The 24,126-nt window shown below is 63.8% G+C and carries 26 protein-coding genes; 19 read left to right on the top strand and 7 right to left on the bottom strand.

Annotated elements, in window-relative coordinates:
• The 5 genes from GRF61_RS24730 to GRF61_RS07755 form a co-directional block, all read right to left on the bottom strand.
• Positions 1-198, bottom strand: a 198-nt coding sequence (locus GRF61_RS24730) for an Hpt domain-containing protein (protein WP_211165808.1), incomplete at its 3' end; no start/stop codon positions are given.
• Between the two features lie 26 nt (positions 199-224).
• Positions 225-590 carry an STAS domain-containing protein gene (locus tag GRF61_RS07770; protein ID WP_169150099.1) on the bottom strand — a complete coding sequence of 122 codons (366 nt, stop codon included), beginning with the start codon at positions 588-590 and terminating at the stop codon, positions 225-227.
• A complete protein-coding gene (locus tag GRF61_RS07765) occupies positions 587-955 on the bottom strand; it encodes a response regulator (RefSeq protein WP_169150098.1) in 369 nt (122 codons plus the stop codon). Before GRF61_RS07765 ends, GRF61_RS07770 begins: the two co-directional genes overlap by 4 nt.
• Positions 956-998: 43 nt before the next feature.
• Positions 999-2,156, bottom strand: coding sequence for a methyl-accepting chemotaxis protein (locus GRF61_RS07760; RefSeq protein WP_211165807.1), 1,158 nt, complete (start codon positions 2,154-2,156; stop codon positions 999-1,001).
• Positions 2,157-2,419: 263 nt separating this feature from the next.
• Positions 2,420-3,112, bottom strand: coding sequence for a response regulator transcription factor (locus GRF61_RS07755; protein ID WP_169150097.1), 693 nt, complete (start codon positions 3,110-3,112; stop codon positions 2,420-2,422).
• 395 nt (positions 3,113-3,507) lie between these two features.
• Between GRF61_RS07755 and GRF61_RS07750 the strand changes: the two genes are divergently transcribed.
• On the top strand, positions 3,508-4,227 hold the full coding sequence (locus GRF61_RS07750; RefSeq protein WP_169150096.1) for a helix-turn-helix transcriptional regulator: 720 nt from the start codon (positions 3,508-3,510) through the stop codon (positions 4,225-4,227).
• A gap of 20 nt (positions 4,228-4,247) precedes the next feature.
• Here GRF61_RS07750 and GRF61_RS07745 read toward each other — a convergent pair whose 3' ends face one another.
• Together GRF61_RS07745 and map are read right to left on the bottom strand one after the other, a co-directional pair.
• A complete protein-coding gene (locus tag GRF61_RS07745) occupies positions 4,248-6,833 on the bottom strand; it encodes a [protein-PII] uridylyltransferase (RefSeq protein ID WP_169150095.1) in 2,586 nt (861 codons plus the stop codon).
• 11 nt (positions 6,834-6,844) lie between these two features.
• On the bottom strand, positions 6,845-7,663 hold the full coding sequence (map, locus tag GRF61_RS07740) for a type I methionyl aminopeptidase (RefSeq protein ID WP_169150094.1): 819 nt from the start codon (positions 7,661-7,663) through the stop codon (positions 6,845-6,847).
• Between the two features lie 328 nt (positions 7,664-7,991).
• Between map and rpsB the strand changes: the two genes are divergently transcribed.
• The 18 genes from rpsB (at position 7,992) to GRF61_RS07650 (ending at position 24,049) form a co-directional block, all read left to right on the top strand.
• Positions 7,992-8,750, top strand: a complete 759-nt coding sequence (gene rpsB / locus GRF61_RS07735) for a 30S ribosomal protein S2 (protein WP_169150093.1) — start codon at positions 7,992-7,994, stop codon at positions 8,748-8,750.
• Positions 8,751-8,834: 84 nt separating this feature from the next.
• Positions 8,835-9,728, top strand: coding sequence for a translation elongation factor Ts (gene tsf, locus GRF61_RS07730; RefSeq protein ID WP_169150092.1), 894 nt, complete (start codon positions 8,835-8,837; stop codon positions 9,726-9,728).
• 12 nt (positions 9,729-9,740) lie between these two features.
• Positions 9,741-10,457 carry a UMP kinase gene (pyrH, locus tag GRF61_RS07725; protein WP_133594909.1) on the top strand — a complete coding sequence of 239 codons (717 nt, stop codon included), beginning with the start codon at positions 9,741-9,743 and terminating at the stop codon, positions 10,455-10,457.
• Positions 10,458-10,467: 10 nt separating this feature from the next.
• Positions 10,468-11,025 (top strand): ribosome recycling factor, encoded by a 558-nt coding sequence (frr, locus tag GRF61_RS07720; RefSeq protein WP_169150091.1) that lies wholly within the window; start codon positions 10,468-10,470, stop codon positions 11,023-11,025.
• A gap of 49 nt (positions 11,026-11,074) precedes the next feature.
• Positions 11,075-11,881, top strand: a complete 807-nt coding sequence (gene uppS / locus GRF61_RS07715; protein ID WP_211165806.1) for a polyprenyl diphosphate synthase — start codon at positions 11,075-11,077, stop codon at positions 11,879-11,881.
• On the top strand, positions 11,874-12,698 hold the full coding sequence (locus GRF61_RS07710) for a phosphatidate cytidylyltransferase (protein WP_169150090.1): 825 nt from the start codon (positions 11,874-11,876) through the stop codon (positions 12,696-12,698). The genes uppS and GRF61_RS07710 overlap by 8 nt, the downstream gene beginning before the upstream one ends.
• Positions 12,699-12,722: 24 nt before the next feature.
• Complete coding sequence (gene ispC / locus GRF61_RS07705) at positions 12,723-13,922, top strand: 1-deoxy-D-xylulose-5-phosphate reductoisomerase (RefSeq protein WP_169150089.1); 1,200 nt, start codon at positions 12,723-12,725, stop codon at positions 13,920-13,922.
• On the top strand, positions 13,922-15,286 hold the full coding sequence (rseP, locus tag GRF61_RS07700) for an RIP metalloprotease RseP (protein WP_169150088.1): 1,365 nt from the start codon (positions 13,922-13,924) through the stop codon (positions 15,284-15,286). The genes ispC and rseP overlap by 1 nt, the downstream gene beginning before the upstream one ends.
• A gap of 11 nt (positions 15,287-15,297) precedes the next feature.
• Positions 15,298-17,586: an outer membrane protein assembly factor BamA gene (gene bamA, locus GRF61_RS07695; protein ID WP_169150087.1), complete on the top strand. Its 2,289-nt coding sequence runs from the start codon at positions 15,298-15,300 to the stop codon at positions 17,584-17,586.
• A 38-nt stretch (positions 17,587-17,624) separates the two neighbouring features.
• Entirely contained in the window at positions 17,625-18,131 is a 507-nt protein-coding gene (locus GRF61_RS07690) for an OmpH family outer membrane protein (protein ID WP_169150086.1), read from the top strand.
• An 18-nt stretch (positions 18,132-18,149) separates the two neighbouring features.
• On the top strand, positions 18,150-19,175 hold the full coding sequence (gene lpxD / locus GRF61_RS07685; protein WP_169150085.1) for a UDP-3-O-(3-hydroxymyristoyl)glucosamine N-acyltransferase: 1,026 nt from the start codon (positions 18,150-18,152) through the stop codon (positions 19,173-19,175).
• 5 nt (positions 19,176-19,180) lie between these two features.
• Positions 19,181-19,615 (top strand): 3-hydroxyacyl-ACP dehydratase FabZ, encoded by a 435-nt coding sequence (gene fabZ / locus GRF61_RS07680; protein ID WP_133594901.1) that lies wholly within the window; start codon positions 19,181-19,183, stop codon positions 19,613-19,615.
• Positions 19,615-20,385, top strand: a complete 771-nt coding sequence (gene lpxA / locus GRF61_RS07675) for an acyl-ACP--UDP-N-acetylglucosamine O-acyltransferase (protein ID WP_169150084.1) — start codon at positions 19,615-19,617, stop codon at positions 20,383-20,385. Before fabZ ends, lpxA begins: the two co-directional genes overlap by 1 nt.
• Before the next feature lie 4 nt (positions 20,386-20,389).
• Positions 20,390-21,565: a lipid-A-disaccharide synthase gene (lpxB, locus tag GRF61_RS07670; RefSeq protein WP_169150083.1), complete on the top strand. Its 1,176-nt coding sequence runs from the start codon at positions 20,390-20,392 to the stop codon at positions 21,563-21,565.
• On the top strand, positions 21,562-22,164 hold the full coding sequence (rnhB, locus tag GRF61_RS07665) for a ribonuclease HII (protein WP_169150082.1): 603 nt from the start codon (positions 21,562-21,564) through the stop codon (positions 22,162-22,164). Before lpxB ends, rnhB begins: the two co-directional genes overlap by 4 nt.
• Positions 22,161-22,616, top strand: coding sequence for a CopD family protein (locus GRF61_RS07660; protein ID WP_169150081.1), 456 nt, complete (start codon positions 22,161-22,163; stop codon positions 22,614-22,616). The genes rnhB and GRF61_RS07660 overlap by 4 nt, the downstream gene beginning before the upstream one ends.
• Positions 22,617-22,623: 7 nt before the next feature.
• A complete protein-coding gene (locus tag GRF61_RS07655) occupies positions 22,624-23,412 on the top strand; it encodes an RNA methyltransferase (RefSeq protein ID WP_169150080.1) in 789 nt (262 codons plus the stop codon).
• Between the two features lie 133 nt (positions 23,413-23,545).
• Positions 23,546-24,049 carry a hypothetical protein gene (locus tag GRF61_RS07650; protein ID WP_169150079.1) on the top strand — a complete coding sequence of 168 codons (504 nt, stop codon included), beginning with the start codon at positions 23,546-23,548 and terminating at the stop codon, positions 24,047-24,049.
• The last annotated feature ends 77 nt before the right edge of the window (positions 24,050-24,126 follow it).

Here is a 24,126-nt window from a genome sequence, read left to right as displayed (position 1 = left end):
GACGACCGCCTCCAGGCCGAACATGCCGGCCGAGCCCTTGATCGTATGCGCGGCGCGGAACAGCGCATGCAGCCGCTCGACGTCGTGGCCCTCCTCGCACAGCGCACGCAAGTGCGCATCCATCGCCGCCAGCAACTCGCCGCTCTCCTCGAAGAAGGTGCGCAGCGCTGCCTCCATGCCGGGAATCCGTTCTGCCACGGGCTACTCCTGGGTGGGCGGACCGTTCAGGCCCATTGGGTTTGGATCGGCAGGGAATCGCCGAACAGGGGCGCCAGCCCGAGGAACTCGATGGCCTCGGCCGCGGCCGGGCTGTGGGCACGCAGGCGCAGGCTGCGGCCCTCGCGGGCGGCGGTGCGCTGGAGCTGGGCGAGGATCTGCAGCCCGGTGGTGTCGATCAGGCTCACCGCCGACAGGTCCAGCTCGAGTACGGTGGCCGCGCGCAGGCCGGCGCTGAGCCGGCGCCACAGGGCTTCGGCGACATAGATGTCCACATCGCCCTCGAGCACGATCGCCAGCCGCCCCTCGGCATCGGGCAGGTCGGCCGCCGGCGCTGCCTCGGCGGGCGCATTCGCCATCGTGTCGGCGCTCATGGCTGAATCAGCTTCGCCACCGCGGCGAGCATCTGCGCCGGCTGGAAAGGCTTCACCACCCAGGCCTTGGCCCCGGCTTCCTTGCCCTGGCGCATCTTGTCCGCCTCGGACTCGGTGGTGAGCATGATCACCGGCGTGAACTGGTAGCCCGGCTTCTGCTTCATCTGGCGCACGAAGCCGATCCCGTCCAGGCGCGGCATGTTCACATCGCTGATGACGAGGTTGATCTTGCGGCCATCGAGCTTGGCGAGCGCGTCCTGGCCGTCGGCGGCCTCGATCACCTCGTAGCCGGCACCGGTGAGCGCGGTCTTGACCACCATCCGGATCGAGGCGGAGTCATCGACGATGAGTATGGTCTTGGCCATGTAGGAAAAATCCTCGGGAAGTCGGAAGTTGGAGGGGAGGGGGTCAGAAGAAGGTGATCTCGGTCGGCGCGCTGGCGCGCGGGGTGGCGGCGCCCTTGTGGATGGCGTGCTGTTCGGCGGTGGAGTAGGTGGCGGCGAGCGCATCCATCCAGGCGCCCACATCGTCGGCACTGGCTTCGCGATGGGCGCCGCGGGCGACGAAGTCCTCGAGCTTGGCGATGTCCTGCATGACATGGGCGAGGATCTGGCCGACGCGGTCCTGGAACTGCAGGTGGACGAGGACGTGGTCGATCTCGTGTCCGATGCGCGAACCGTCCTCGCGCAGCTGGGCGCTGGCGCGCTCGAGGGCGTCGCCACTGCGCTCGAAGCGGGTGAGGACGAGGCCGATGCGCTGCTCGGCGGCGTCCATGTGGCCGTGCTCGCGGGTGGCGAGCTGCTGGGCGTTGGCGACGGTCTGGGCGAGCGCCTGGCCGACGGTGTCGACGGTGTCGCGGATGCGCTGGCCGCTCTGCGCGGACTGGGCGGAGAGCTTGCGGACCTCGTCGGCGACGACGGCGAAGCCGCGGCCGACTTCGCCGGCGCGGGCGGCCTCGATGGAGGCGTTGAGCGCGAGAAGATTGGTGCGCGAAGCGATCTCGCCGACCTCGCTGGCCATGCTCTGGAGGTCGCCGGCCACGCCGGAGAGGCGGCCGATGTCGTCCATGAGGCTGGCGCGCGCCTGCAGCGAGGCGCGCAGGTCGGCGACGACGGCGTGGAGTTGGTTGCGGCAGTCGTCGAGCACGGCGGAGACGGACTCGCCGCCCTCGGCGGAGGAGGCTTGCAGGGCCTGGCTCATCTGCACCGACAGGCCAGCGAAGGTGGCCGACAGCGCGGTCAGCGCTTCTTCCATCTGCATTCGCACCGCATCGAGGTGCTTCTGCCACAAGGGCAGCAGACGACCGCACAGCAACTCGAGACCGTCAACGTCCGGCTGCAGGCTCGGCGCCTGTGCGGGGGCGCCATCAGGCGACACGGCCGGAGCGCTTCCGCTGCCCGCCGCATGCCGCAGCCAAGTGGCGCAACACAGGCCGCCTAGGGCGAGCAGGATGACGATGTAGGGAGAGCCGCCACTCAACTGGAGCGCCGCGGCAGCACTCAAGCCGAACAGCAAGGGAAGGACGAAGCAATACAGGCGAAGTCGATGCGTCTTCGGTTGGCTCAAATGATTTCTCGTGCTTAAGGGGAAAACGCCGTGACTCAGGATTGTGAGAAAACGTAAATCAGGTCTTGCCCTGATTATGGGAATTCCCAAGTCACCCGGTATATAGGAGTTCTCTGTTTATGCACGAAGAATTTTCTTTATTGAGTGTGGGAAATTTCCTAAAGAGAGCATTCTGGATAGGCCGAAGGAGATACATGGCCGCAACATAGGGCGTATCCTAGATAGCGTCTAAAGTGACGCCGGCGAAGCTGCAGGGGTGGGTGTCAGGCGACGAGCTTATGACGGAAGGCGTAGCGAACCAGATCCGCAGTAGTGCTGAGGCCGGTCTTCTGCAGCACTCGCGTCTTGTGGGTGCTGACGGTCTTGACGCTGAGGTTCAGAAGGCTTGCAATCCGGGTGGGAGAGTGCCCTTCGGCAAACAGTTTGAGGACTTGGTATTCGCGCCGGGAGAGGAGTTGTTCCGGGCCATTTACCTCGCCTTCCTCGTCGAAGCGCAAGGTGTCGAGCAGGGCGGGGTCTATGTAGCGCCGGCCGGTTGCCGCCTTCCGTATCGCGGTGAACAGCACTTGGGGATCGGCTTCCTTGCTGACATAGCCATAAGCGCCGGCCTTGAGCGCGCGCATCACGGTTGCGGGCTCGCAGTTCTGACAAAGCACCACGCAGGGTAGCCCGGGGCAGTGGCGTCCGAGATGCAGCAGCAGGTCGGCCCCTGGGGTGTCGGGCAGCGAGGTGGCGAGGAGCATCACTTCCGCGGCGGTGGAGCGTGCGTGCTTCAGGGCTTCACTGCCATTGCCGGCTTCGCCGACGATGGTCATGTCCGGCGTGGTGTCGAACAGCGCGCGCAAGGCGGCGCGAAAAATCGTGTGGTTGTCTGCGCTGAGAACGCGGATGAAAGGGGGGGCTGCGTCGATCGGGGCGTTGTGTCTCGGTGATCCGTGCGATGTCTGGTTTTTCATGACCGCTTGGGGAGTACGGCTATAGCACGATCGATGTGCTCGACCTTGTGGGGATCGGCGGAACTCTCTGCCCGAGCGGATGGCAGCCGGGCAGTGCGGATTTCCCGCTTAAGACCGGGTGGCTGGTGGCCACCGTCATTTCCAGCAGAGTGCCGATTCCGCCTTTTTGGTTCGGCCGCTGCACTCATATGTTCCGACTGTTCGAAAATGTTCTTCTGTCGAAACAAGATCAAAACAATTGACATCCAGGTATCGCCCGGAGGAAGTGCTTCATGCTTGGATTTAAGACGAAAGTATAAACCTAAAGAGTGCACTGTCAACTTTTTAGAGAGCGGCTTTGAGATGAGACGTCCGGACTCCGGTTATGTCCTGTTGTTAATTGATGATGATTGCGAATGACTAGTAAGAAGGCGAGAGAGGGTATTGCCAGGGCGGAAAATGATGACGATGCAATTCGGGCTTTCGGGGAGCGCTTGCTCAAGACCATAGGTGCTGAAAGCAAGCGCTCCTTCGCGCGTCGTTGCGGTTTTTCCGATGGTCTTCTCAGTGCATATCTGAAGGGGGAGAAGGCGCCGGGAATGCGTCATCTCGTCATGATTGCGAAGGCGGCCGGGGTGAGTCTTGACTGGCTGGCGACGGGCTGTGACGGGCGTGGGATGGAGGTGGAGGCAAGGCTGCCTGGGCAGGCTCTGGATGGAGTCGGGCTTGAGGCGGTGCTCCTGCCGGCGATAGAGCGCTTTCTCGATTGCCTGGGCAGGGAGCGCGAGTTCGTGATCGAGCTGGTGGCCGGAGGTTCCTCCCCGGTATGCATGCTCGCGCGCGAAAGGTGGCCGCAGGACGAGAGGGGTGGCTATTGCTTCGCCGCAAGCGGTGGCAATGAGGTGGAGGCGCTGTTCCGGCTCAGGCGCAAGATCCAGAAAGGGATTTCACGTCGCTACCTGGCTCTTGCGCCGGATGCTTCGCTGCGCATGCTCTCGGACACCTTGGTGGGTTACGTCGGTGAAGGGGTGCTGGTGATCGATGGCCGCGCCGTCTCTCCCGCGATCCTGGTCGAACTTCTGGAGAGACGGCGCGGGGAACACTTCGTGTTCCAGTTCCCCCCCTGGGGGGATTAGCGCAGGGATTTGTCTCCGCCTCAGACCTGAAGCCGCTCCAACAGGTCGCGCTCTATGCGCACCACTTGTGCATCCTGGGAAAGGCCGGCGCCGGACATGAGGAAGGTGTCTTCCACGCGTTCGCCCAGCGTTGCAATCTTGGCCGTCTGCAGGCTGATGCCGTAGTTGGCCAGTACTTCGGCAACGTCGAACAGCAGGCCGGGACGATCAGCCGCCATCAGCGACAGGATGTAGTGCTTGCCGGCATCGTCGGGCCGGATGCTGACCGTGGGCGTGATCGGGAAGTGCTTCACCTGCCGGGACAGGCGGCCGGAGGAGGGGCGCTCCGGCGCAAGTGGCTTGCGCAGGCGCTCGGTGAGGTCGTGCTCGATCAGGGACACGATGTCGCGGTAGGGTGCGGCCTGGCCGGGGTCCTGCAGGATGAAGCTGTCCAGCGCGTAGCCGTGCCGAGTGGTGTGCACCTTGGCGTCCAGGATGGTGAAGCCCATGCGGCCGAAGAAGCCGGTGAGGCGGACGAAGAGGTCTTTCTGGTCGCGCGTGAACACCATCACCTGCACGCCGTGCTCTTCGTCGGAAACGCGCGCTTTCACCACCGGATCGTCCGCTTCCGGGCGGAAGTAGAGTAGCCGGGTGTGCCAGGCGATTTCCTCCGCGGAGTGGCGCATGAAATAGACGGCGTCCAGTTGTGCCCACAGTGCTTCCTCCACCCCCGAGCGTAGCCCGTGGTAGCGCAGCAGCCGGCGGGCGTCTTCCTGGCGGTCGTCCAGGCCCAGCGCCTGTTGGGGCGTGGCGCCGCGCAGCAGTCGCTGGGTAGAGAAGAACAGATCTTCCAGCAGCTTGCCCTTCCAGCCGTTCCACACCTTGGGGCTGGTACCGCGGATGTCGGCATGGGTGAGCAGATAGAGCGCGGTGAGCCGGCGCTCGTTGGCGACGATGTCGGCAAAGCGGCGGATGACCTCCGGGTCGGAGGTGTCTTCTTTCTGTGCGTACTGGGACATGGTCAGGTGGTGTTCGACCAGCCATACCACCAGCTCGGTGTCCTCCGGGGAGAGCCCATGGTCTTCGCAGAACTCGCGGGCATCCTCCATGCCGAGCTTGGAGTGATCGCCGCCGCGGCCCTTGGCGATGTCGTGGAAGAGAGCGGCGACATACAGCAGCCAGTTGCGCTCGAAGCCGAGGATGAGGCGCGTCATCAGCGGGTATTCATGCGCATGCTCGCTCATGGTGAAGCGGCGCACATTGCGCAGCACCATCAGGATGTGCTGATCCACTGTGTAGACGTGGAAAAGGTCGTGTTGCATCTGGCACAGGATCTTGCGCCAGGGGGGCAGGTAGCGCGACAGGATGCCGTACTGGTTCATCCGCCGGAATTCATGAACGATGCCGCGCTTCTGTTGAAGGATCTGCAGGAAAAGCGCGCGGTTGGCCGGATCGGCGCGGAATGCGGCGTTGATGCGGTTGCGGTTGAGCCACACGGCGCGCAGGGTGCGCGCGGTCATGCCTTTCAGCTCGCTGTGCTGCTGCAGCAGCAAGAAGCATTCGAGCAGGGCAGAGGGGGCGCGCTCGAAGATCTGCTCGCTGCGGATGTCCAGCAGTTCCCGCACCGCCTGGAAGCGGGCATTGATGGTGATGGCCGGGCCGCCCCGGTCCGGGAAGATCTCGGTGCCGTAGTTCTGCAGCAGGATGGTGTTGATCTGGGTGACTTTCTTCGCCGTCAGGTAGTAGCGCTGCATGAAGACTTCGGAGGCCCGCTTGGCGGCGGTGGCCTCTATCCCCATGATGCGGGCGAGTTTCTCCTGGTGGTCGAAGAGCAGGCGGTCCTCCGAGCGGCCGGTGAGATAGTGCAGGCGGATGCGTACATGCTGGAGGAAGCGCTCCACGCTGCGCAGGTCGGAGGCTTCTTCACCGGTCAGGAGGCGGCGGCGGGCGAGTTCCCGCCAGTTGCGTCCCAGTCCGGCGGCACGGGAGATCCAGCCCAGCATCTGCAGGTCGCGCAGGCCGCCCGGGCTTTCCTTGCAGTTCGGTTCCAGCGAGTAAGGGGTGTCGTTGTAGCGGGTGTAGCGTTGTTCCTGCTCCAGTTGCTTGGCCTTGAAGAAGGTGCGCACGTCCAACATTTCGCGGTAGTGACGGGCGAAATCGTCGAACAGTCCGGCGTTGCCGGTCAGCAGGCGGGCCTCGAGCAGATTGGTCTGTACGGTGATGTCGCTGGCGGAGGCGTCCAGGCACTCTTCCACCGTGCGCACGCTGTGGCCGATTTCCAGGCCTACGTCCCACAGAGCGCCGACCAGGGTGGACAGCCGCGACTGCAGGCTGCCGTCCGGCTGTTCCGCCAGCAGGATGAGGATGTCCACGTCGGAGCAGGGGTAGAGCTCACCCCGGCCATAGCCACCGACGGCAATCAGCGCAGCCTCCGGTGGCATGCTGCAGGCGCTCCACAAGCGCTGGATGACGCCATCCACCAGTTTGGCGCGCCCCTTGAGCACGCCTGAGGTCAGCGGATGCGCCTCATAGGCCTGGCGCAGGGCAAGGGATCCCTCATTGAGGCGCTTGCGCTCCTCGCCGATCGCGTCCTGCAGGGCATCGGTGGAAATCGCGGAGGAGGTCATGGCGCGCTCCCTCAGGCGAAGCTTGCGGCAACCAGGGCCGGCGGTGGCGGGCATTTCGCGGAGACGGTCAGAACTTCCGCGCCATTGTCGGTGACGAGTACCGCATGCTCCCACTGGGCGGAGAGGCTGCGATCCTTGGTGACGATGGTCCAGCCGTCCGGCAGTTCGGAAATGGCTGCCTTGCCCGCGTTGATCATCGGCTCGATGGTGAAGATCATGCCCGGCAGCAGCTCGACGCCGGTGCCCGCCTTGCCGTAGTGCAGTACCTGGGGTTCCTCGTGGAACTTGCGCCCCAGGCCGTGGCCGCAGAATTCGCGCACAACGGAGAAACCGTTGCCTTCCGCATGCTTCTGGATGACGGCGCCGATGTCGCCCAGCCGGCCGCCAGGGCGGACGGCTGCGATTCCCAGCCACATGCATTCGTAAGTGACCTGGCACAGGCGCTTGGCCAGGATGCTGGCCTCACCGCCGACGATGAACATGCGGCTGGTGTCGCCGTGGAAGCCGTCCGGCGTGATCACCGTGATGTCCAGGTTGACGATGTCGCCCTTCTTCAGCGCTTTGTCCCCCGGAACGCCGTGGCAGACCTGATGATTGACCGAGCTGCAGATGGCCTTGGGGTAGGGCGTGTAGCCTGGCGGCGCATAATTGAGCGGTGCCGGCACGGTGCCTTGAACCTGCACCATATATTCATGGCAGAGCCGATCGAGCTCGCCTGTCGTCACGCCCGGTTTCACGAAGGGCTCGATATAGTCCAGCACCTCGGCAGCAAGGCGGCAGGCCACCCGCATCTTCTCGATTTCTTCGGGGGTCTTGATGACGATGCTCATGGGCGGGATCGGGGCTCGAAAAAGGTATCAAGGCTAGCGCATGCGCCCCGGCCGGGCAAACCTGGTAACGGTTTCGGCCTTGAGAAGCGTCATGTGGCAGTGATATCATCGCGGGCTTGTCTGCTTTGGCGGACAAAATCCACACGCCTCCTGGCTGCTGCTTCATCGCAAGCGGCGGGAAGGTCCGGGAAAGAGTTGTGCTCCGGGAATTCCGGCGCGCCCTTTTCCGGTGAGTGGCGCCACCCGATGGAGAGCTTTCCTGTCGATGGAAGTTCCTTTTGAGGGCGCCCCGGAGGCGGAGGCTCAACCTTCAATTCGGAGTTACACAATGACTGTCACGATGCGTCAGATGCTCGAAGCGGGCGTCCATTTCGGCCACCAGACCCGCTTCTGGAATCCCCGCATGGCCCCGTACATCTTCGGCCAGCGCAACAAGATCCACATCGTCAACCTCGAAAAGACGATGGTGAAGTACACCGAAGCGATGAGCTTCGTGCGCAAGCTCGCTTCCAACCGCGGCACCATCCTCTTTGTCAGCACCAAGCGCCAGGCTCGCGAGATCATCGCCGAGGAAGCCCGCCGCGCCGGCATGCCCTTCGTAGACGAGCGCTGGCTGGGCGGCATGCTGACCAACTTCAAGACGGTCAAGCAGTCCATCAAGCGCCTGAAGGAAATCGAGGCGATGATCGAAGACGGTTCCATCGAGCGTCTGTCCAAGCGCGAAGCGCTGACCGTGACCCGCGAGCTCGAAAAGCTGCAGAAGAGCATCGGCGGCATCAAGGACATGGGCGGCCTGCCGGACGCGCTGTTCATCATCGACGTGGGCTACCACAAGATCGCCGTCACCGAAGCCCAGAAGCTGGGTATTCCGGTCGTGGCCGTGGTGGATACCAACCACTCCCCCGAAGGTATTGACTACGTGATCCCGGGTAACGACGACTCCTCCCGCGCCATCCGCCTGTACGCCCGCGGCGTGGCCGATGCGGTGCTGGAAGGCCGCAGCCAGGTGCTGCAGGAAATCGTTGCCGCCGGCGCCGACGAATTCGTCGAAGTCGAAGAAGACGGCACGCAGGAACAGCAGGCCTGATTCCGGAAGGTTCTCCTTCCCGATAGAAAACCGAATACCGGCGGCCTGGAGCCGCCGGATTTGACTGAGATCCCAGGAGTTAGCATGGCGGAAATCACCGCAAGCATGGTCAAGGAACTGCGCGAGAAGACCGACGCGCCGATGATGGAATGCAAGAAAGCCCTGGCCGAAGCTGCCGGCGATATGGGCAAGGCTGAAGAGATTCTGCGCGTCAAGCTGGGCAACAAGGCCTCCAAGGCGGCCGCCCGCGTTGCCGCTGAAGGCATCGTGGCCGTCAGCGTGTCCGCCGATGGCAAGCAGGGCGCAATCATCGAAGTCAATTGCGAGACCGACTTCGTGGCCAAGAACGACGACTTCCTCGCGCTGGTCAAGGGTGCGGCCGATCTGGTCGTCAGCCAGAGCCCGGCCGACGTTGCCGCGCTGTCTGCGCTGCCCTTCGGTGAAGGCACCATCGAGTCGACCCGCGCCGCGCTGGTCGGCAAGATCGGCGAAAACATGTCCCTGCGCCGCTTTGCCCGCATCGAGGCCAAGGGTCAGCTGTACAGCTACATCCACGGCGGCGCCAAGGTTGGCGTGCTGCTGGACCTGGTTGGCGGTGATGAACAGCTGGGCAAGGACATCGCGATGCATATCGCCGCGTCCAAGCCGAAGGCGCTGGATGCTTCCGGCGTGTCGCAGGATCTGATCGACACCGAGCGCCGCGTGGCGATCGAAAAGGCTCGCGCCGACAACAAGCCCGAAGCCATGCTGGAGAAGATCGCCGACGGCACCGTGCAGAAGTTCCTGAAGGAAGTCACGCTGCTGGCCCAGGTGTTCGTGAAGGCCGAGGACGGCAAGCAGACCATCGAGCAGCTGCTGAAGGCGCGCAACGCCTCCGTCGGCAGCTTCGTGCTCTATCTGGTGGGCGAGGGGATCGAGAAGAAGGTCACCGACTTCGCCGCCGAAGTGGCCGCCCAGGCCGCCGCTGCCCAGAAGTAAGGAGCAGCGTACATGTCCGCCGCCGCATACAAGCGCATCCTGCTCAAGCTCTCCGGTGAAGCCCTGATGGGCGATGACGCCTACGGCATCAATGAGGAGGTCGTCAGCCGCATCGTTGCCGAGATCACCGAGGTGAACCGCCTCGGTGTGCAGGTGGGTGTGGTGATCGGCGGCGGCAACATTTTTCGTGGCATGAAGGGCGCGGCCTCCGGCATGGACCGCGCTACGGCCGACTACATGGGCATGCTGGCGACGGTGATGAACGCGATGGCACTGGCCGACGCGATGCGCCGTAACGACCTCGAGGCCCGCGTGCAGTCGGCGCTGCGTATCGATCAAGTGGTCGAGCCCTACATCCGGGGACGGGCGATCCGCCACCTCGAAGAAGGCCGGGTGGTGATTTTCGCCGCTGGCACAGGCAATCCGTTCTTCACCACCGATACCGCTGCCGCGCTGCGCGGTTCCGAGATCGGTGCCCAGATCGTGCTGAAGGCGACCAAGGTGGATGGCGTCTATACCGCGGATCCGAAGAAGGATCCGCAGGCTCAGCGCTATCACCGCATCAGCTTCGACGAAGCCATCGGCCGCAACCTGGCGGTGCTTGATGCCACTGCGTTTGCCCTCTGCCGCGACCAGAAACTGCCGATCAACGTGTTTTCCATCTTCAAGCCCGGCGCGCTCACGCGCGTGGTGATGGGCGAAGACGAAGGCACATTGGTCCACTCCTGAGGAAGCGAGCATGACTCCCGAGCTGAAGAAGACGACCGAACAGAAGATGCAGAAGTCGGTCGAGGCGCTCAAGACCGACCTCGCCAAGATCCGCACCGGCCGTGCGCATACCGGCCTGCTCGATCACGTCATGGTCGAGTATTACGGCAGCCTGGTTCCGGTGAACCAGGTGGCGAACGTGACCCTGATCGATGCCCGCACCATTGGCGTGCAGCCCTGGGAAAAGAGCATGGTGGGCAAGGTCGAGAAGGCGATCCGCGATAGCGATCTCGGCCTCAACCCGGCTACGATGGGCGAGCTGATCCGGGTGCCGATGCCGGCCTTGACCGAGGAGCGCCGTCGTGACCTGACCAAGGTCGTCCGCCAGGAAGGCGAGGGCGCCAAGATCGCCGTGCGCAATCTGCGTCGGGATGCCAATCAGCAACTGAAGGATGCCGTCAAGGACAAGACCATTTCCGAGGACGACGAGCGCCGTGCCGAGGACGATATCCAGAAGCTGACCGACCGCTATGTCGCCGAGATCGACAAGCTGCTGTCGCAGAAAGAACAGGAACTGATGCAGATCTGAGCCCTTCGGCCGGTCTTGCAACAACCGGGCGAAACACAGGAGGCGGATCTTGGCCGACGCGCGTTTTAGCAGTTCCACTCGGGATATTCCCGAGGTATCAACGGTGCCGCGTCACATCGCCATCATCATGGATGGCAACGGCCGCTGGGCCCGCAAGCGCTTCATGCCCCGCGTCGCTGGCCATAGCCGGGGCGTGGAAACGGTGCGGACCGTGATCCGCGCCTGCATGGAACGCGGGGTCGAGTACCTTACTTTGTTCGCCTTCAGCTCCGAGAACTGGCGCAGGCCGGTGGACGAAGTGTCTTTCCTGATGCAGCTCTTCATGAAGTCGCTGCGCAAGGAGGTGACGCGCCTGCATCAGAACGGCATCCGTTTCCGCGTGGTTGGCGATTTGTCGCGTTTCGATCCCAAGCTGGTGGAGATCATCCGGTCAGCAGAAGAGCTCACCGCGGCCAATGAGCGTTTCACGCTGACGGTCGCCGCCAATTACGGTGGCCGCTGGGACATCATGCAGGCCGTCAATAAAATGAGCGCCCGGGCGCCAGATCGCGCCGGCGAGTTCACCGAGCAGGAGCTCGCTGCGGAACTGTCGATGAGCTACGCCCCGGAGCCGGATCTTTTCATTCGCACCGGCGGTGAGCAGCGCATCAGCAATTTCCTGCTGTGGCAGCTTGCCTATACCGAGCTGTTCTTCACCGAGACCCTGTGGCCCGACTTTGATGTCAGTGCGCTGGATCAGGCCATCGCCTCCTATGGTGGCCGCGAGCGCCGCTTCGGCCGCACTAGCGAGCAGTTGCGTGAGCCCGTCGCAGCAGTGGAGACAACGGCGGCATCGGATCCGGGGCATCATGCTTAAAACGCGGGTCATCACCGCGCTGGTTCTCCTGTTCGGCCTGCTGGCCGTCCTATTTCTGCTTCCTCCTGCTGCCTGGCTGGGTTTTTGTGCGCTGGTATGTTTTGCCGGTGCCTGGGAGTGGGGGGCGCTCGCCGGCTTTCGTTCGTCTCGGAGCGTTGTCTTCAGTGCGGGAGCCGCCATCCTTTGCTTCCTGATCGGGCATTTCGCAGGGCTGACTGAGCAAAGCGCTGATCCAACCCTGCTTTTCCCCATTTATGGCTTGAGCGTCCTGTTCTGGCTGTTGGTAGTGCCGCTGTGGCTGAAGAGCAAGTGGCGTCTTTCTTCGCCGGCACTGGCTGTCCTGGTCGGAGCGCTCGTGCTGCTGCCGCCGGCGCTCGCTTTGGCGCACCTCAGGCAGTTCGGGCCCTGGCTGCTGCTCGCGGCCATGGCGATCGTCTGGGTCGCAGACATAGCGGCTTATTTCTCCGGCCGTGCCTTTGGCCGGCGCAAGCTGGCGCCGGCGATCAGCCCGGGCAAGACATGGGAGGGAGCCTACGGCGCGGCGGCAGGCGTGGTGGTTTTTGGTTACATAGTGGCGTTTTCTCTGGGTGGCGTGACGCAGCCGATTGCTAATCTGCTCCTGCTTGCGCCTGTCCTTGTGCTCGTAACCGCGGTCAGCATCATCGGAGATCTTTTCGAGTCCTTGCTAAAGCGGCAGGCAGGCATGAAGGACAGCGGTACGTTGCTCCCCGGCCACGGCGGTGTGCTGGATCGCATCGACAGCCTGACGTCCACCTTGCCCCTGATCGGACTCGGAACCCTGCTGCTGATTGCCTGACAGGTAACCGATTCCCTTTTCCAGATGTCCTCAATTCGTCCGCAGCAACTTACCGTTCTCGGGGCCACTGGCTCGATCGGCGTCAGCACGCTGGATGTCGTCGCTCGTCATCCAGACCGTTTTACCGTTTTCGCGCTGACCGCCAGCCGGCAGTGGGAGAAGCTCCAGGCGCAGTGTCTGCGCTTTTCGCCGCGTTACGCGGTAATGCGGGACGAGACGGCGGCAGCTTCCCTGCGGCAAGCTCTGAAGGAGGCCGGCAGCAAGACCGAGGTGCTGCACGGCGAGCATGCGTTGGTGGATGTCGCCAGTCACGCAGATGTGGATGCGGTAATGGCTGCTATCGTGGGGGCGGCGGGGTTGGCGCCTACGCTGGCTGCAGCCCGCGTGGGGAAGAAAGTTCTGCTGGCCAACAAGGAAGCCTTGGTGCTGTCGGGGCAGCTGTTTATCGATGCAGTGGAGAGGGCTGGCGCCACACTCCTGCCGATCGATAGCGAGCACAACGCGGTGTTCCAGTCGCTGCCCGGGAGTTTTCGCCGCAATCCAGGCTCTCACGGCGTTCGCCGCGTGCTGCTGACCGCCTCGGGCGGCCCCTTCCGCGAGACGCCGTTGTCGCAGCTGGAGCAGGTGAGCCCCGAGCAGGCTTGTGCGCATCCGAACTGGGTCATGGGGCGGAAGATCTCGGTTGACTCGGCGACGATGATGAACAAGGGCCTGGAGGTGATCGAGGCTCACTGGTTGTTCGGCGTGCCGGCGGAGCGGATCGAAGTGGTCGTCCACCCGCAGAGCGTCATCCATTCGATGGTGGATTACGAGGATGGCTCGGTGCTGGCGCAACTGGGCAATCCAGACATGCGCACGCCCATCGCGCATGCGCTGGCCTGGCCTGACCGCATCGATTCGGGCGTCAAGGCGCTGGACCTCTTCGAGGTCGCGCGGATGACTTTCGAGCGGCCGGATTTCTCCCGCTTTCCTTGTCTCGCGCTGGCCTACGAGGCGTTGCGGGCCGGCGGTGCTGCTGCGGCTGTGCTGAATGCTGCCAATGAAGAGGCTGTCGCGGCCTTCCTGGAGCGTCGAATCGGCTTCCTGCAGATTCCGGAAGTGATCGCAGCGTGTATGGAACGTGCCGGGGCGCTTACGGTCGATTCGCTCGAGTCGGTGCTCGCTGCCGACGCCTGCGCGCGGGAGTATGCGCGCAACGAGATACGACTACGCCAGGCTACCTGATGTCCCTGCTGAACTATCTGATTCCTTTCGCCGTTGCCCTCGGTGTCCTGATTCTGGTTCATGAGTTGGGGCATTACCTCGTCGCCCGGTGGTGCGGTGTGAAGGTGCTGCGCTTCTCCATCGGTTTCGGGCGTCCATTGCTTGTCCGCAAGGCGGGACGGGATGGCACCGAGTGGGCACTCTCCGCGTTTCCGTTGGGCGGCTACGTAAAAATGCTGGACGAGCGGGAGGGCGAGGTCCCGCCAGAAGAGTTGCACCGCGCGTTCAATCGCAAGAGCGTCTGGCGGCGCTTCGCCATCGTTGCGGCAGGACCCCTGGCCAATTTCCTGTTGGCGATCGCGGTGTATTGGGGCGTTTTCGTGGCGGGAACCGAGGAGTTGCGTCCGCGGCTTGCGATAGCCGGTGAGAACTCCCCTGCGGTAGCAGCGGGGATCGTCGAGGGTGATCTGGTGGGGATGGTCGACGGCGAGGAGGTCCGCAGTTGGCAGGAGCTGCGGTGGGCGCTGTTGCGCCACGCGCTGGAGAGCCGGAAGGTGGAACTCCATGTGACGACGCTTGAGGAGCGGCCCGCAGTGCGGGTGCTCGATCTCACCGGTCTGCCGATAGATGACGGCGGAGAAGACCTGATTACCCGGATGGGCCTCAAGCCGTGGCGACCGGCGATTCCGCCGGTCATCGGCAAGCTGGTGGCGGGCGCTGCGGCTGATCGCGCCGGGCTGCGTGTCGGGGATGAGGTGCTGCGGATAGACGGCGCGGCCATCAGCTCCTGGACGGACCTCGTCGGCAAAATCCGCGAGGCCGGCGGGAGATCTGTGGCCCTGGATGTGGTGCGGGAAGGGCGGCAGCTCCAATTCGAGGTAGTGCCCGAGCTGGCGAATGAGAACGGCCAGCAGATCGGCCGTATCGGCGTGGCGGTTGCCGAGCCCGTCCATGGCGGCCTGTCGATGTTCGCCGTGGTGAGCTATGGCCCGATGCAGGGGCTGGTCAAGGCGATATCTCAGACTTGGGAAACCAGTGTCCTCAGCCTGAAGATGATGGGGCGGATGCTGACCGGCGAGGTGTCCTGGAAGAACCTCTCCGGCCCGGTCACCATCGCCGACTATGCGGGCCAGACGGCCCAGCTCGGACTCAGCCACTATCTGAAGTTCGTCGCCCTCATCAGCATAAGCCTGGGCGTGCTGAACCTGCTCCCCATCCCGGTGCTGGATGGTGGGCATTTACTGTATTATGTGGTGGAGATCATCAAGGGCGGTCCGATTCCGGAACGCATCATGGAGATCGGTCAACAAATCGGTCTCGCTCTCCTCGCAATGCTCATGGCATTCGCCTTCTACAACGACATCAATCGTCTCATTTCCGGCTGAACAACTGAAGAATGAACCGTAAGCTTCTGTCCGGGCTGATCACGGCCCTTTTTGCCGCTTCGCCGGCGCTTGCTTTCGAACCGTTCACCGTAAAAGACATCCGTGTCGAAGGAATTCAGCGAACCGAAGCCGGTACGGTATTCAATTATCTGCCGGTAAAGGTTGGAGAGCGTTTTGATGAAGGCCAGGCCGCAGAGGCTATCCGCGGCCTGTTCGCTACCGGCTTCTTCCGCGATGTGCGTATCGAAGTCGAGAACGACGTGCTCGTCGTGTTGGTGGATGAGCGCCCCGCGATCGCGCAGATCGATTTCGTTGGCGTGAAGGAATTCGACAAGGACCAGCTGAAGAAGGGCCTGCGTGAAGTCGGCCTGGCCGAATCCCGTATTTTCGACCGCGCGCTGCTGGACCGGGCAGAGCAGGAACTGAAGCGGCAGTACCTCAGCCGCGGCAAGTACGCGGCGACCGTCACCACCACCGTGACCCCGCTGGAACGCAACCGTGTTTCCATCAACTTCACCGTGGACGAGGGTGAAGTCGCCAAGATCAAGCAGATCAGCATCATCGGCGCCAAGGCCTTCGACGAGGACGACCTGCTGGATCTGTTCCAGTTGACGACGCCGGGCTGGCTCACCTGGTACACCAAGAACGACCAGTATTCCCGCCAGAAGCTGTCCGCCGACCTGGAAAATCTGCGCTCGTATTACCTTAACCGGGGCTATCTGGATTTCAACATCGATTCGACCCAGGTTTCGATCACCCCGGACAAAAAGGACATCTACATCACCCTCAGCATCACCGAGGGCGAGGTCTATACCGTCACCGGTGTCCGCTTCACTGGCGACCTCATCCTGCCCGAGTCCGACTATCTGGCGCTGAGCACCATCAAGCCGGGTGAGATTTTCTCGCGTGAGAAGCTCACCGAGACGACCAAGGCGGTGACCGACAAGTTGGGCAACGAGGGCTATGCCTTTGCCAACGTGAATGCTGCGCCCGAGGTGGACAAGGAGAAGCGCGAAGTCGCTTTCACCGTGTTCGTGGATCCGGGCCGCCGGGTGTATGTGCGCCGCATTAATGTCGGCGGCAATACCAAGACGCGCGACGAGGTGGTGCGCCGCGAGATGCGGCAGATGGAAGGCGCTTGGTACGACGCCTCTGCGATCAACCGCTCCCGCACCCGGGTAGACCGGCTGGGCTTCTTCGACGAGGTCACGGTGGAAACGCCTGCCGTGCCGGGAACGACCGACCAGGTCGACGCCAACTTCAACGTCAAGGAGCGCGCGACCGGCAACCTGATGCTGGGCGCCGGCTTCTCCAGTTCCGAAAAGGTCGTCCTGTCGGCCTCCATTTCCCAGCAGAATCTTTTCGGTAGCGGCAACGCCCTGACGCTGGGCCTGAACACCAGCGCTTCCAACCGGACCTATGCCTTGTCCTTCACCAACCCGTATTACACGGTGGATGGCGTCAGTCTGGGGTGGGATGTCTACCACCGAACCTACGATCCGTCAGAATCCTATTCGGTGGCTCCGTACAAGACGGTTTCCAGTGGTGTCGGCCTGCGTCTGGGGTATCCGATCGCGGAAGATGACAGCATCAGCTTCGGCCTGACCCTGGACCGGACCCGGATCACCACCTATTCCGACAGCCCGTCGCAGTACATCAAGTTCTGCGAAAGCTATGACTGCGGCGGTTTGATGAGCTTGATCGCAAGTGCTGGCTGGGCTCGCGATAGCCGTGACAGCGTGCTCTATCCGCGCAAGGGTATCTATCAACGCATCTACGGCGAAGTCGCGGTTCCCGGCGGCGATATCCGCTACGGCAAGCTGAACTACCAATACCAGTACTGGCTGCCGATCGGGCGGGACTATGCGCTGATGCTCAATAGCGACTTCGGTTGGGCCAAGGGCTACGGTGGCAAGCCCATGCCTTTCTACAAGAATTTCTACGCGGGCGGTATTGGCTCGGTGCGCGGCTACGAGCAGAGCTCGCTGGGTACCGACCGCAACACCGATGGCGACTCCCTGGGCGGCACCCGCAAGGTCGTTGGCAACGCGGAGTTCTACTTCCCGATGCCGGGTGCCGGAATGGATCGCTCCTTCCGCATTTCCGCTTTCTTCGACGCTGGCCAGGTGTGGGGCGAGGACCAGAAGCTCAAGTTCGGCGACTTGCGCTACAGTAGTGGACTGGCGTTTGCGTGGAGTTCGCCTATCGGTCCGCTGAAGTTCAGCGTTGGTTTCCCGCTGAATGCCAAATCCGAGGATGAGGTCCAGCGGTTCCAGTTCCAGATGGGCTCGGTGTTCTGATACGCCCGCAGCCCTTATCGTTTTCGTTGGAGGCTTAAGTGAAAGTCAGCACCCTTTCCATTCTCGCAGCAGCAGTGCTCGGAATCGCCGCCCAGAGCGCCGCGGCGGCCGAGACCAAGATTGGGTTCGTCAATTCCGACCGGGTGATGCGGGAGGCGGTGCCCGCAGTGCGGGCCCAGCAGCGCCTGGAGAAGGAATTCGAGAAGCGCGACCAGGAAATGCAGCGCATGGCCAAGGACCTGCAATCCATGCAGGAAGACCTCGAGCGCAACGGCATGACCATGGCCGAGGCTGATCGCCGCAACAAGGAACGTTCCTTCAACGACCTGAACCGCGATTTCCAGCGCAAGCAGCGCGAGTTCCGCGAAGATTTGAACCAGCGTCGCAACGAAGAACTCGCGTCGGTTCTGGACAAGGCCAACCGTACGGTGAAGCAGATCGCCGAAGCGGAGAAGTTCGACATCATCTTCCAGGAAGCGGTCTATGCCAGTCCGCGGATCGACATCACGGACAAGGTGATCAAGTCCCTGTCCGAGGGCAAGTAAGACTCCACTCCGCGGCGCATGTACAGTCTTGAAGAGCTGGTCACCCGCCTTGGTGGAGAACTCGTCGGCGATGGCAAGGTCGTCGTCCGGCGGGTAGCCACGCTTGATCAGGCGGGGGAGGGTGATCTTTCCTTCCTCGCCAATCCCCGCTACGTCTCCAAGCTGAGGTCCAGCCGGGCCGCGGCAGTCATCGTCGGTCCCGCGGCGCGTGACTTGCTGGCAGACCGGCCGCGCGTCGTAGCACCGGACCCCTACCTGTATTTCGCTCGCGTCGCGCAGTTCTTCAACCCGCCTGAGACGGTGCTTCCCGGCATCCATCCGACCGCGGCGGTTTCGGCAGCCATTCCAGCCTCCGTGTCGGTGGCTGCCGGGGCAGTCATAGAAGCAGGCGCGGAGATCGGCGAAGACGTCGTTATCGGCGCTGGCTGCTACATCGGCAAAAATTGCGTTGTAGGTCAGGGCAGCCGCATTTCTCCGCGAGTCTCCATCTACGCGGATTGCATGATCGGGCGGAACTGCCTGATCCATTCCGGTGCCGTCATCGGTTCGGATGGCTTCGGCTTTGCCCGCGAAAAAAGCGGCGCTTGGGTGAAGATCCCCCAAGTCGGCCGGGTCGTCATCGGCGATGAGGTGGAGATCGGCGCCAACACCACGATAGACCGCGGCGCGCTGGACGACACCTGGATCGGCAGGGGTGTGAAGATAGACAACCAGATCCAGATCGGCCACAACGTCCGCATCGGCGATTACACCGCCATTGCGGGATGCGTAGGGATTGCCGGCAGCACTGTCATTGGTGCGCGCTGCATGGTCGGCGGCCAGGCCGGCATCATCGGGCACCTGCATATCGTCGATGACGTGGTGATCTCCGCTGGCACCCTGGTCACCAAGTCCATCAACAAGCCCGGTGTCTACACCGCCAATCTTCCCGTCCAGGGGCACGCGGACTGGGTGAAAAACTTCGCCCATCTTCGCCATCTGGATGCCCTGGTGGATAGAATACGCGCCCTCGAACAACGCCTCGAAGAAAAGAGCTCGAACTGAACGACATGGACATCAACGAAATCCTCAAGTACCTGCCGCACCGTTACCCCTTCCTGCTGGTGGATCGGGTGCTGGAACTGGAGGAGGGCAAGCGCATCCTGGCGCTGAAGAACGTCACCATGAACGAGCCCTTTTTCCCCGGCCATTTCCCGCATCACCCGGTGATGCCGGGCGTGCTGATCATCGAGGCCATGGCCCAGGCGGCAGCGCTGCTGTCGTTCAAGACCATGGGAATGCAGCCGGACGAGAACTCGGTGGTGCTGTTCGCCGGTATCGACGGCGTCCGCTTCAAGCGCCCGGTGGTGCCGGGTGACCAGTTGCTGTTCGACGTCTCCATCACCCAGAACAAGCGCAACATCTACAAGTACAAGGGCGTCGCCCGGGTCGGTGACGAGATCGCCACCGAAGCCGAACTGATGTGCGCGCTCAAGACCCTGTGATGATTCATCCGACCGCGATCGTTCATCCCGGTGCCAAGCTGGGCGCCAACGTGGAGATCGGCGCCTATTCCATCATCGGCGAGCACGTCGAGATCGGCGAGGGCAGCCGCATCGGTCCGCATGTCGTCGTCGAGGGGCATACCCGGATAGGCCGCGACAACGAGATCTTCCAGTTCTGCTCCATCGGCGCGGTGCCGCAGGACAAAAAGTACGACGATGAACCGACCCGACTGGAAATAGGTGATCGCAACACCATCCGCGAGTACTGCTCGTTCAACGTCGGCACCAGCCAGGATGCGCAGGTTACCCGCCTAGGCAGCGACAACTGGATCATGGCCTATGTGCATGTGGCGCATGACTGCCAGGTGGGCGATCACACCATCTTCGCCAATAACGCTACGTTGGCCGGCCATGTTCACGTGGGCGATTGGGCCATCCTCGGTGGGTTCACCGGGGTGCATCAGTTTTGCCGCGTCGGCGCCCACAGCTTCTGCGGCGTTGGTACCGTGCTGCTGCAGGATCTGCCGCCCTTTGTTACTGTCGCTGGCAACCCGGCGGCGCCACATGGCATCAACAGCGAAGGGCTGAAGCGGCGCGGCTATTCCAGCGAAGGGATTGCCGCCATCAAGCGCGCCTATCGTGTGCTGTATCGCTCCGGCCTCAAGCTGGGCGAGGCGCGGGAGCGAGTTGCGGAGATCGCCGCCGAGTTCCCGGAAGTGGCCCTGTTCGCCGAATTCATCGCCGCCTCCGGTCGCGGTATCGTTCGGTGAAGCCATGGCGCCCCGTATCGCCATGGTTGCCGGAGAAGCTTCCGGCGACCTTCTTGCCAGCCACCTGATCCGCGCCATCAAGCGTCACTGCCCGGACGCGCAGTTCTACGGCATTGGCGGCCCCAAGATGCAGGCCGAGGGTTTCGACGCTCGCTGGCCCTCGGAACTGCTGGCGGTGCACGGCTATGTGGATGCGCTCAAGCGCTACCGCGAGCTTTCGGGCATCCGCAAGGCGCTGTTGAAGGACATTCTGCGCAATCGCCCATCCGCCTTCATCGGCGTGGATGCACCCGATTTCAATCTTTGGCTGGAAGGCAAGGTGAAGTCTGCCGGCCTGCCTGCGGTGCACTTCGTCAGCCCCTCGATCTGGGCCTGGCGGGGTGGCAGGATCAAACGCATCGCGCGTTCGGTCACCCGCATGCTGTGCTTGTTCCCCTTCGAACCCGAAATCTACGACAGGGCCGGCGTGCCGGTGAGCTACGTCGGCCATCCGCTGGCCGACGTTTTCCCGCTGGAGCCTAGCCGGGCTGCCGCGCGGGAGCGCCTGGGGCTCTCTGCCAAGCTCAGGGTGGTCGCCATGCTGCCTGGCAGCCGCCAGTCGGAGGTCCGCAACCTTGGCGAGACCTTCATCGCCACCGCACGCCTGATGGCGGAGCGCAATCCGGACACTGTCTTCCTGGTGCCGCTGGCCACGCGTGAAACCCGCGAACTGTTCCAGGAGGCGATGCACAGGCAGGAGGCCGGCGAACTGCCGATACGCCTGCTGTTCGGTCACGCGGTGGACGCGATGACTGCGGCAGATGTGGTGCTGGTCGCCAGCGGCACCGCAACGCTGGAGGCGGCGCTGCTGAAGCGTCCTATGGTGATCACTTACCGCATGGGCAAATGGCAGTACCGGCTGATGAAACGCATGGCCTACCTGCCCTGGGTGGGCCTGCCGAACGTGCTATGCGGCGAGTCGATAGTGCCCGAACTGTTGCAGGACGAAGCCACGCCAGAGCGACTCGCCGATGCGCTTGAAGGCTGGCTGGCGGATGCAACTGCCCGGGAGCAGCTGGAGCAACGCTTCACCGAGTTGCACCTTGCGCTGCGGCAGAACACCGCGGAGAAGGCCGCCGCCGCCATACTGCCGTATCTCGATGACAACCCTCAGTGGCGCGCGGCGCACCGGCCGGCATGACGACCTTATTGATCTGCGGGGTGGACGAGGCCGGCCGCGGCCCGCTGTGTGGCGTGGTGGTGGCCGCCGCGGTCATCCTGGACCCGCTGCGGCCGATTGCAGGCCTGGCCGACTCCAAGAAGCTGACGGAGCGGGCACGGGAACGGCTGGCGCTGCAGATCCGCGAGCAGGCGCTCGCCTGGGCGGTTGCAGAGGCCAGCGTTGAGGAGATAGACCGCCTCAACATCCTGCACGCCAGCATGCTGGCCATGCGGCGGGCGGTGATCGCGCTGGGGCATGTGCCCGGGGAGGTGCTGGTGGACGGCAACCGCTGCCCGGAGGTGCCCTACCCGGTACGCGCCATCGTCAAGGGCGACGCCACCGAGCCGGCTATCTCCGCCGCCTCCATCCTGGCCAAGACCGAACGCGACCGGCAGATGCGCGAGCTTGACGTCCTCTATCCCCACTACGGCCTCGCCGCCCACAAGGGCTATCCGACCGCCGCGCACCTGGACGCCCTGCGACGGCACGGCGTCGCCGATTTCTACCGCCGCAGTTTCGCTCCGGTGCGCGATGTCATCGCCAATCCGCCCTTGTGGGTGGAGGAGCCGCAAGCATGACCTTCCACCACCTCATGCTGTTCCTGCACGTGCTGGCGGTGACGGCCTGGGTGGGCGGCATGGCGTTCGCCTGGGGCTGTCTGCGACCGGCGCTCGGAGCGCTCGCGCCGGCGCAGCGGCTGGCGCTGTGGGCGGCGGTGCTGGGGCGCTTCTTCCTGCTGGTCTGGGTAGCCATCGTGCTCCTGCTGCTGTCCGGCAGCGCGATGCTGATGGAGGTCGGCTTTGCGCGGGCGCCCGCTGCCTGGCATGCGATGACCTTTACCGGCCTGGTGATGATCGCCGTCTTCCTCTCCATCTGGTTCGGCCCCTGGCGCAGCCTGCAGCAGGCGGTTCGGGTGGAGGACTGGGCCCGCGGCGCCATCGCGATGAACCGCATCCGCCAGCGCGTCGCCTTCAACCTCGCGCTGGGCGTGGTCACCATCGCCGCCGCCACCTTGGGGCTGGCGTTCTGAGGGCGGCGTGAAGACGATCAGCTCGCGCGACAACCCGACGCTGAAGAAACTCCACGGTGTGGCCAACTCCGCGCGGGAGCGGCGCAAGCAGGGGCTGACGCTGCTGGACGGGCCCCATCTGCTTGCTGCCGCGCTGGACGCGGGCTGGCCGCTGCAAGCGGTCTATCTCGCGGAGTCCGCCATTGGGATAGCGGAAATCGCCAGCCTGCTCGCGCGGCTGCCGGCCCAGCTGGAGCCGGTTTTGCTGCCGGACGCCCTGTTCGCCCACATCAGCCCAGTGGATGCGCCCTCCGGCATCCTCGCTGCGATTGTCCTGCCAGACCCGGTGGCTCCATCCGCAGACGCGGCCTCCCTCCTGGTGCTGGACGGCGTGCAGGATCCAGGCAACCTCGGCACGCTCTTGCGCACCGCCGCGGCCGCAGGGCTGGGCGAGGTGCTGCTGGGTGAAGGCTGCGCCCAGGCGTGGTCGCCGCGGGCGCTACGTGCCGGCATGGGCGCTCACTTCCTGCTGCGTATCTGCGAGCGTTGCGATCTGCTTGCCGCGCTGCGGAGCTACCCCGGCAGGGTGCTGGCAACCGCGTTGGCGCCGGCTTCCCGCTCTCTCTACGAAGTTCCGCTGGACGGTCCGGTGGCCTGGCTGTTCGGCGCGGAGGGGCAGGGGCTGTCTCCTGAACTGCTGCAGCGTGCCGATGCCACCGTGCTGATTCCCATGGCGGCGGGCGTCGAGTCCCTCAACGTCGCTGCCGCGGCCGCCATCTGCCTGTTCGAACAGCGCCGACAGACGCGCCTAGGCTGAACGACTTAGTCCGGATTGTGATGTTGTCGACTTGACAATGTCGTTTTCCTCCAGCGAAGCTCCTTGCCACAAAAGAAAGAGCGGTCTTCAAGCCGCTCCGGGGACAAGGATTCCACCAAAGGAGGAGACGCCGATGCCGGCATACGCCAAGACCCGCAAAGGGCTGGAGGAAATGGAAGTTCGCCGCGGGGCCCTGGGGCCGCGCGCACGCCGCCTGCTGATCCTGGCGGATGGCAAACGGGATAGCGCGGAACTGCAGTGCATGCTGCCCGATCCCGCTTTCGCTGAGACCCTGGCCGAACTGGAGCGCGAAGGCTACATCGAGGTGGTCGCCGGAGCAGCTCCGCAAGAAAGCGCATCGTCCGCCGCTCCTGCCCCGGCTACGCCAACGCGCCCCGCCGATGTACCGGAAGACCCTGCCGCGCGCCACCAGATGGCACGCAATTTCATGCTCAACACCCTGAAGACCTTCAGCGGCCCCTACGCCAAGCTGAGCCTGATGGAGCGCATCGATGCCAGCCGCGACAGCGCCGAGTTGCGCCTGTTGCTGGAGGATTGGATGAAGGCGATGAACGAGAGCAGCGCTGCGCGCCCTCAGGCCGCCGCGCTGCGGGCGAGGCTGGAGGCGGTAATTTGAGAGCGGAGCGGGGCGCGCTGGCTGGTGGCTGCAACACTGCACTCGAGGAACGAGAGAGGGTATAGCCCTCCGGCGCC

Origin of the sequence: Azoarcus sp. TTM-91, assembly GCF_012911025.1 — a bacterium.
Taxonomy (GTDB): Bacteria; Pseudomonadota; Gammaproteobacteria; order Burkholderiales; family Rhodocyclaceae; genus Azoarcus.
Note: the sequence above shows the minus strand (reverse complement) of the source record. Positions and strands in the feature narration are given on the sequence as shown.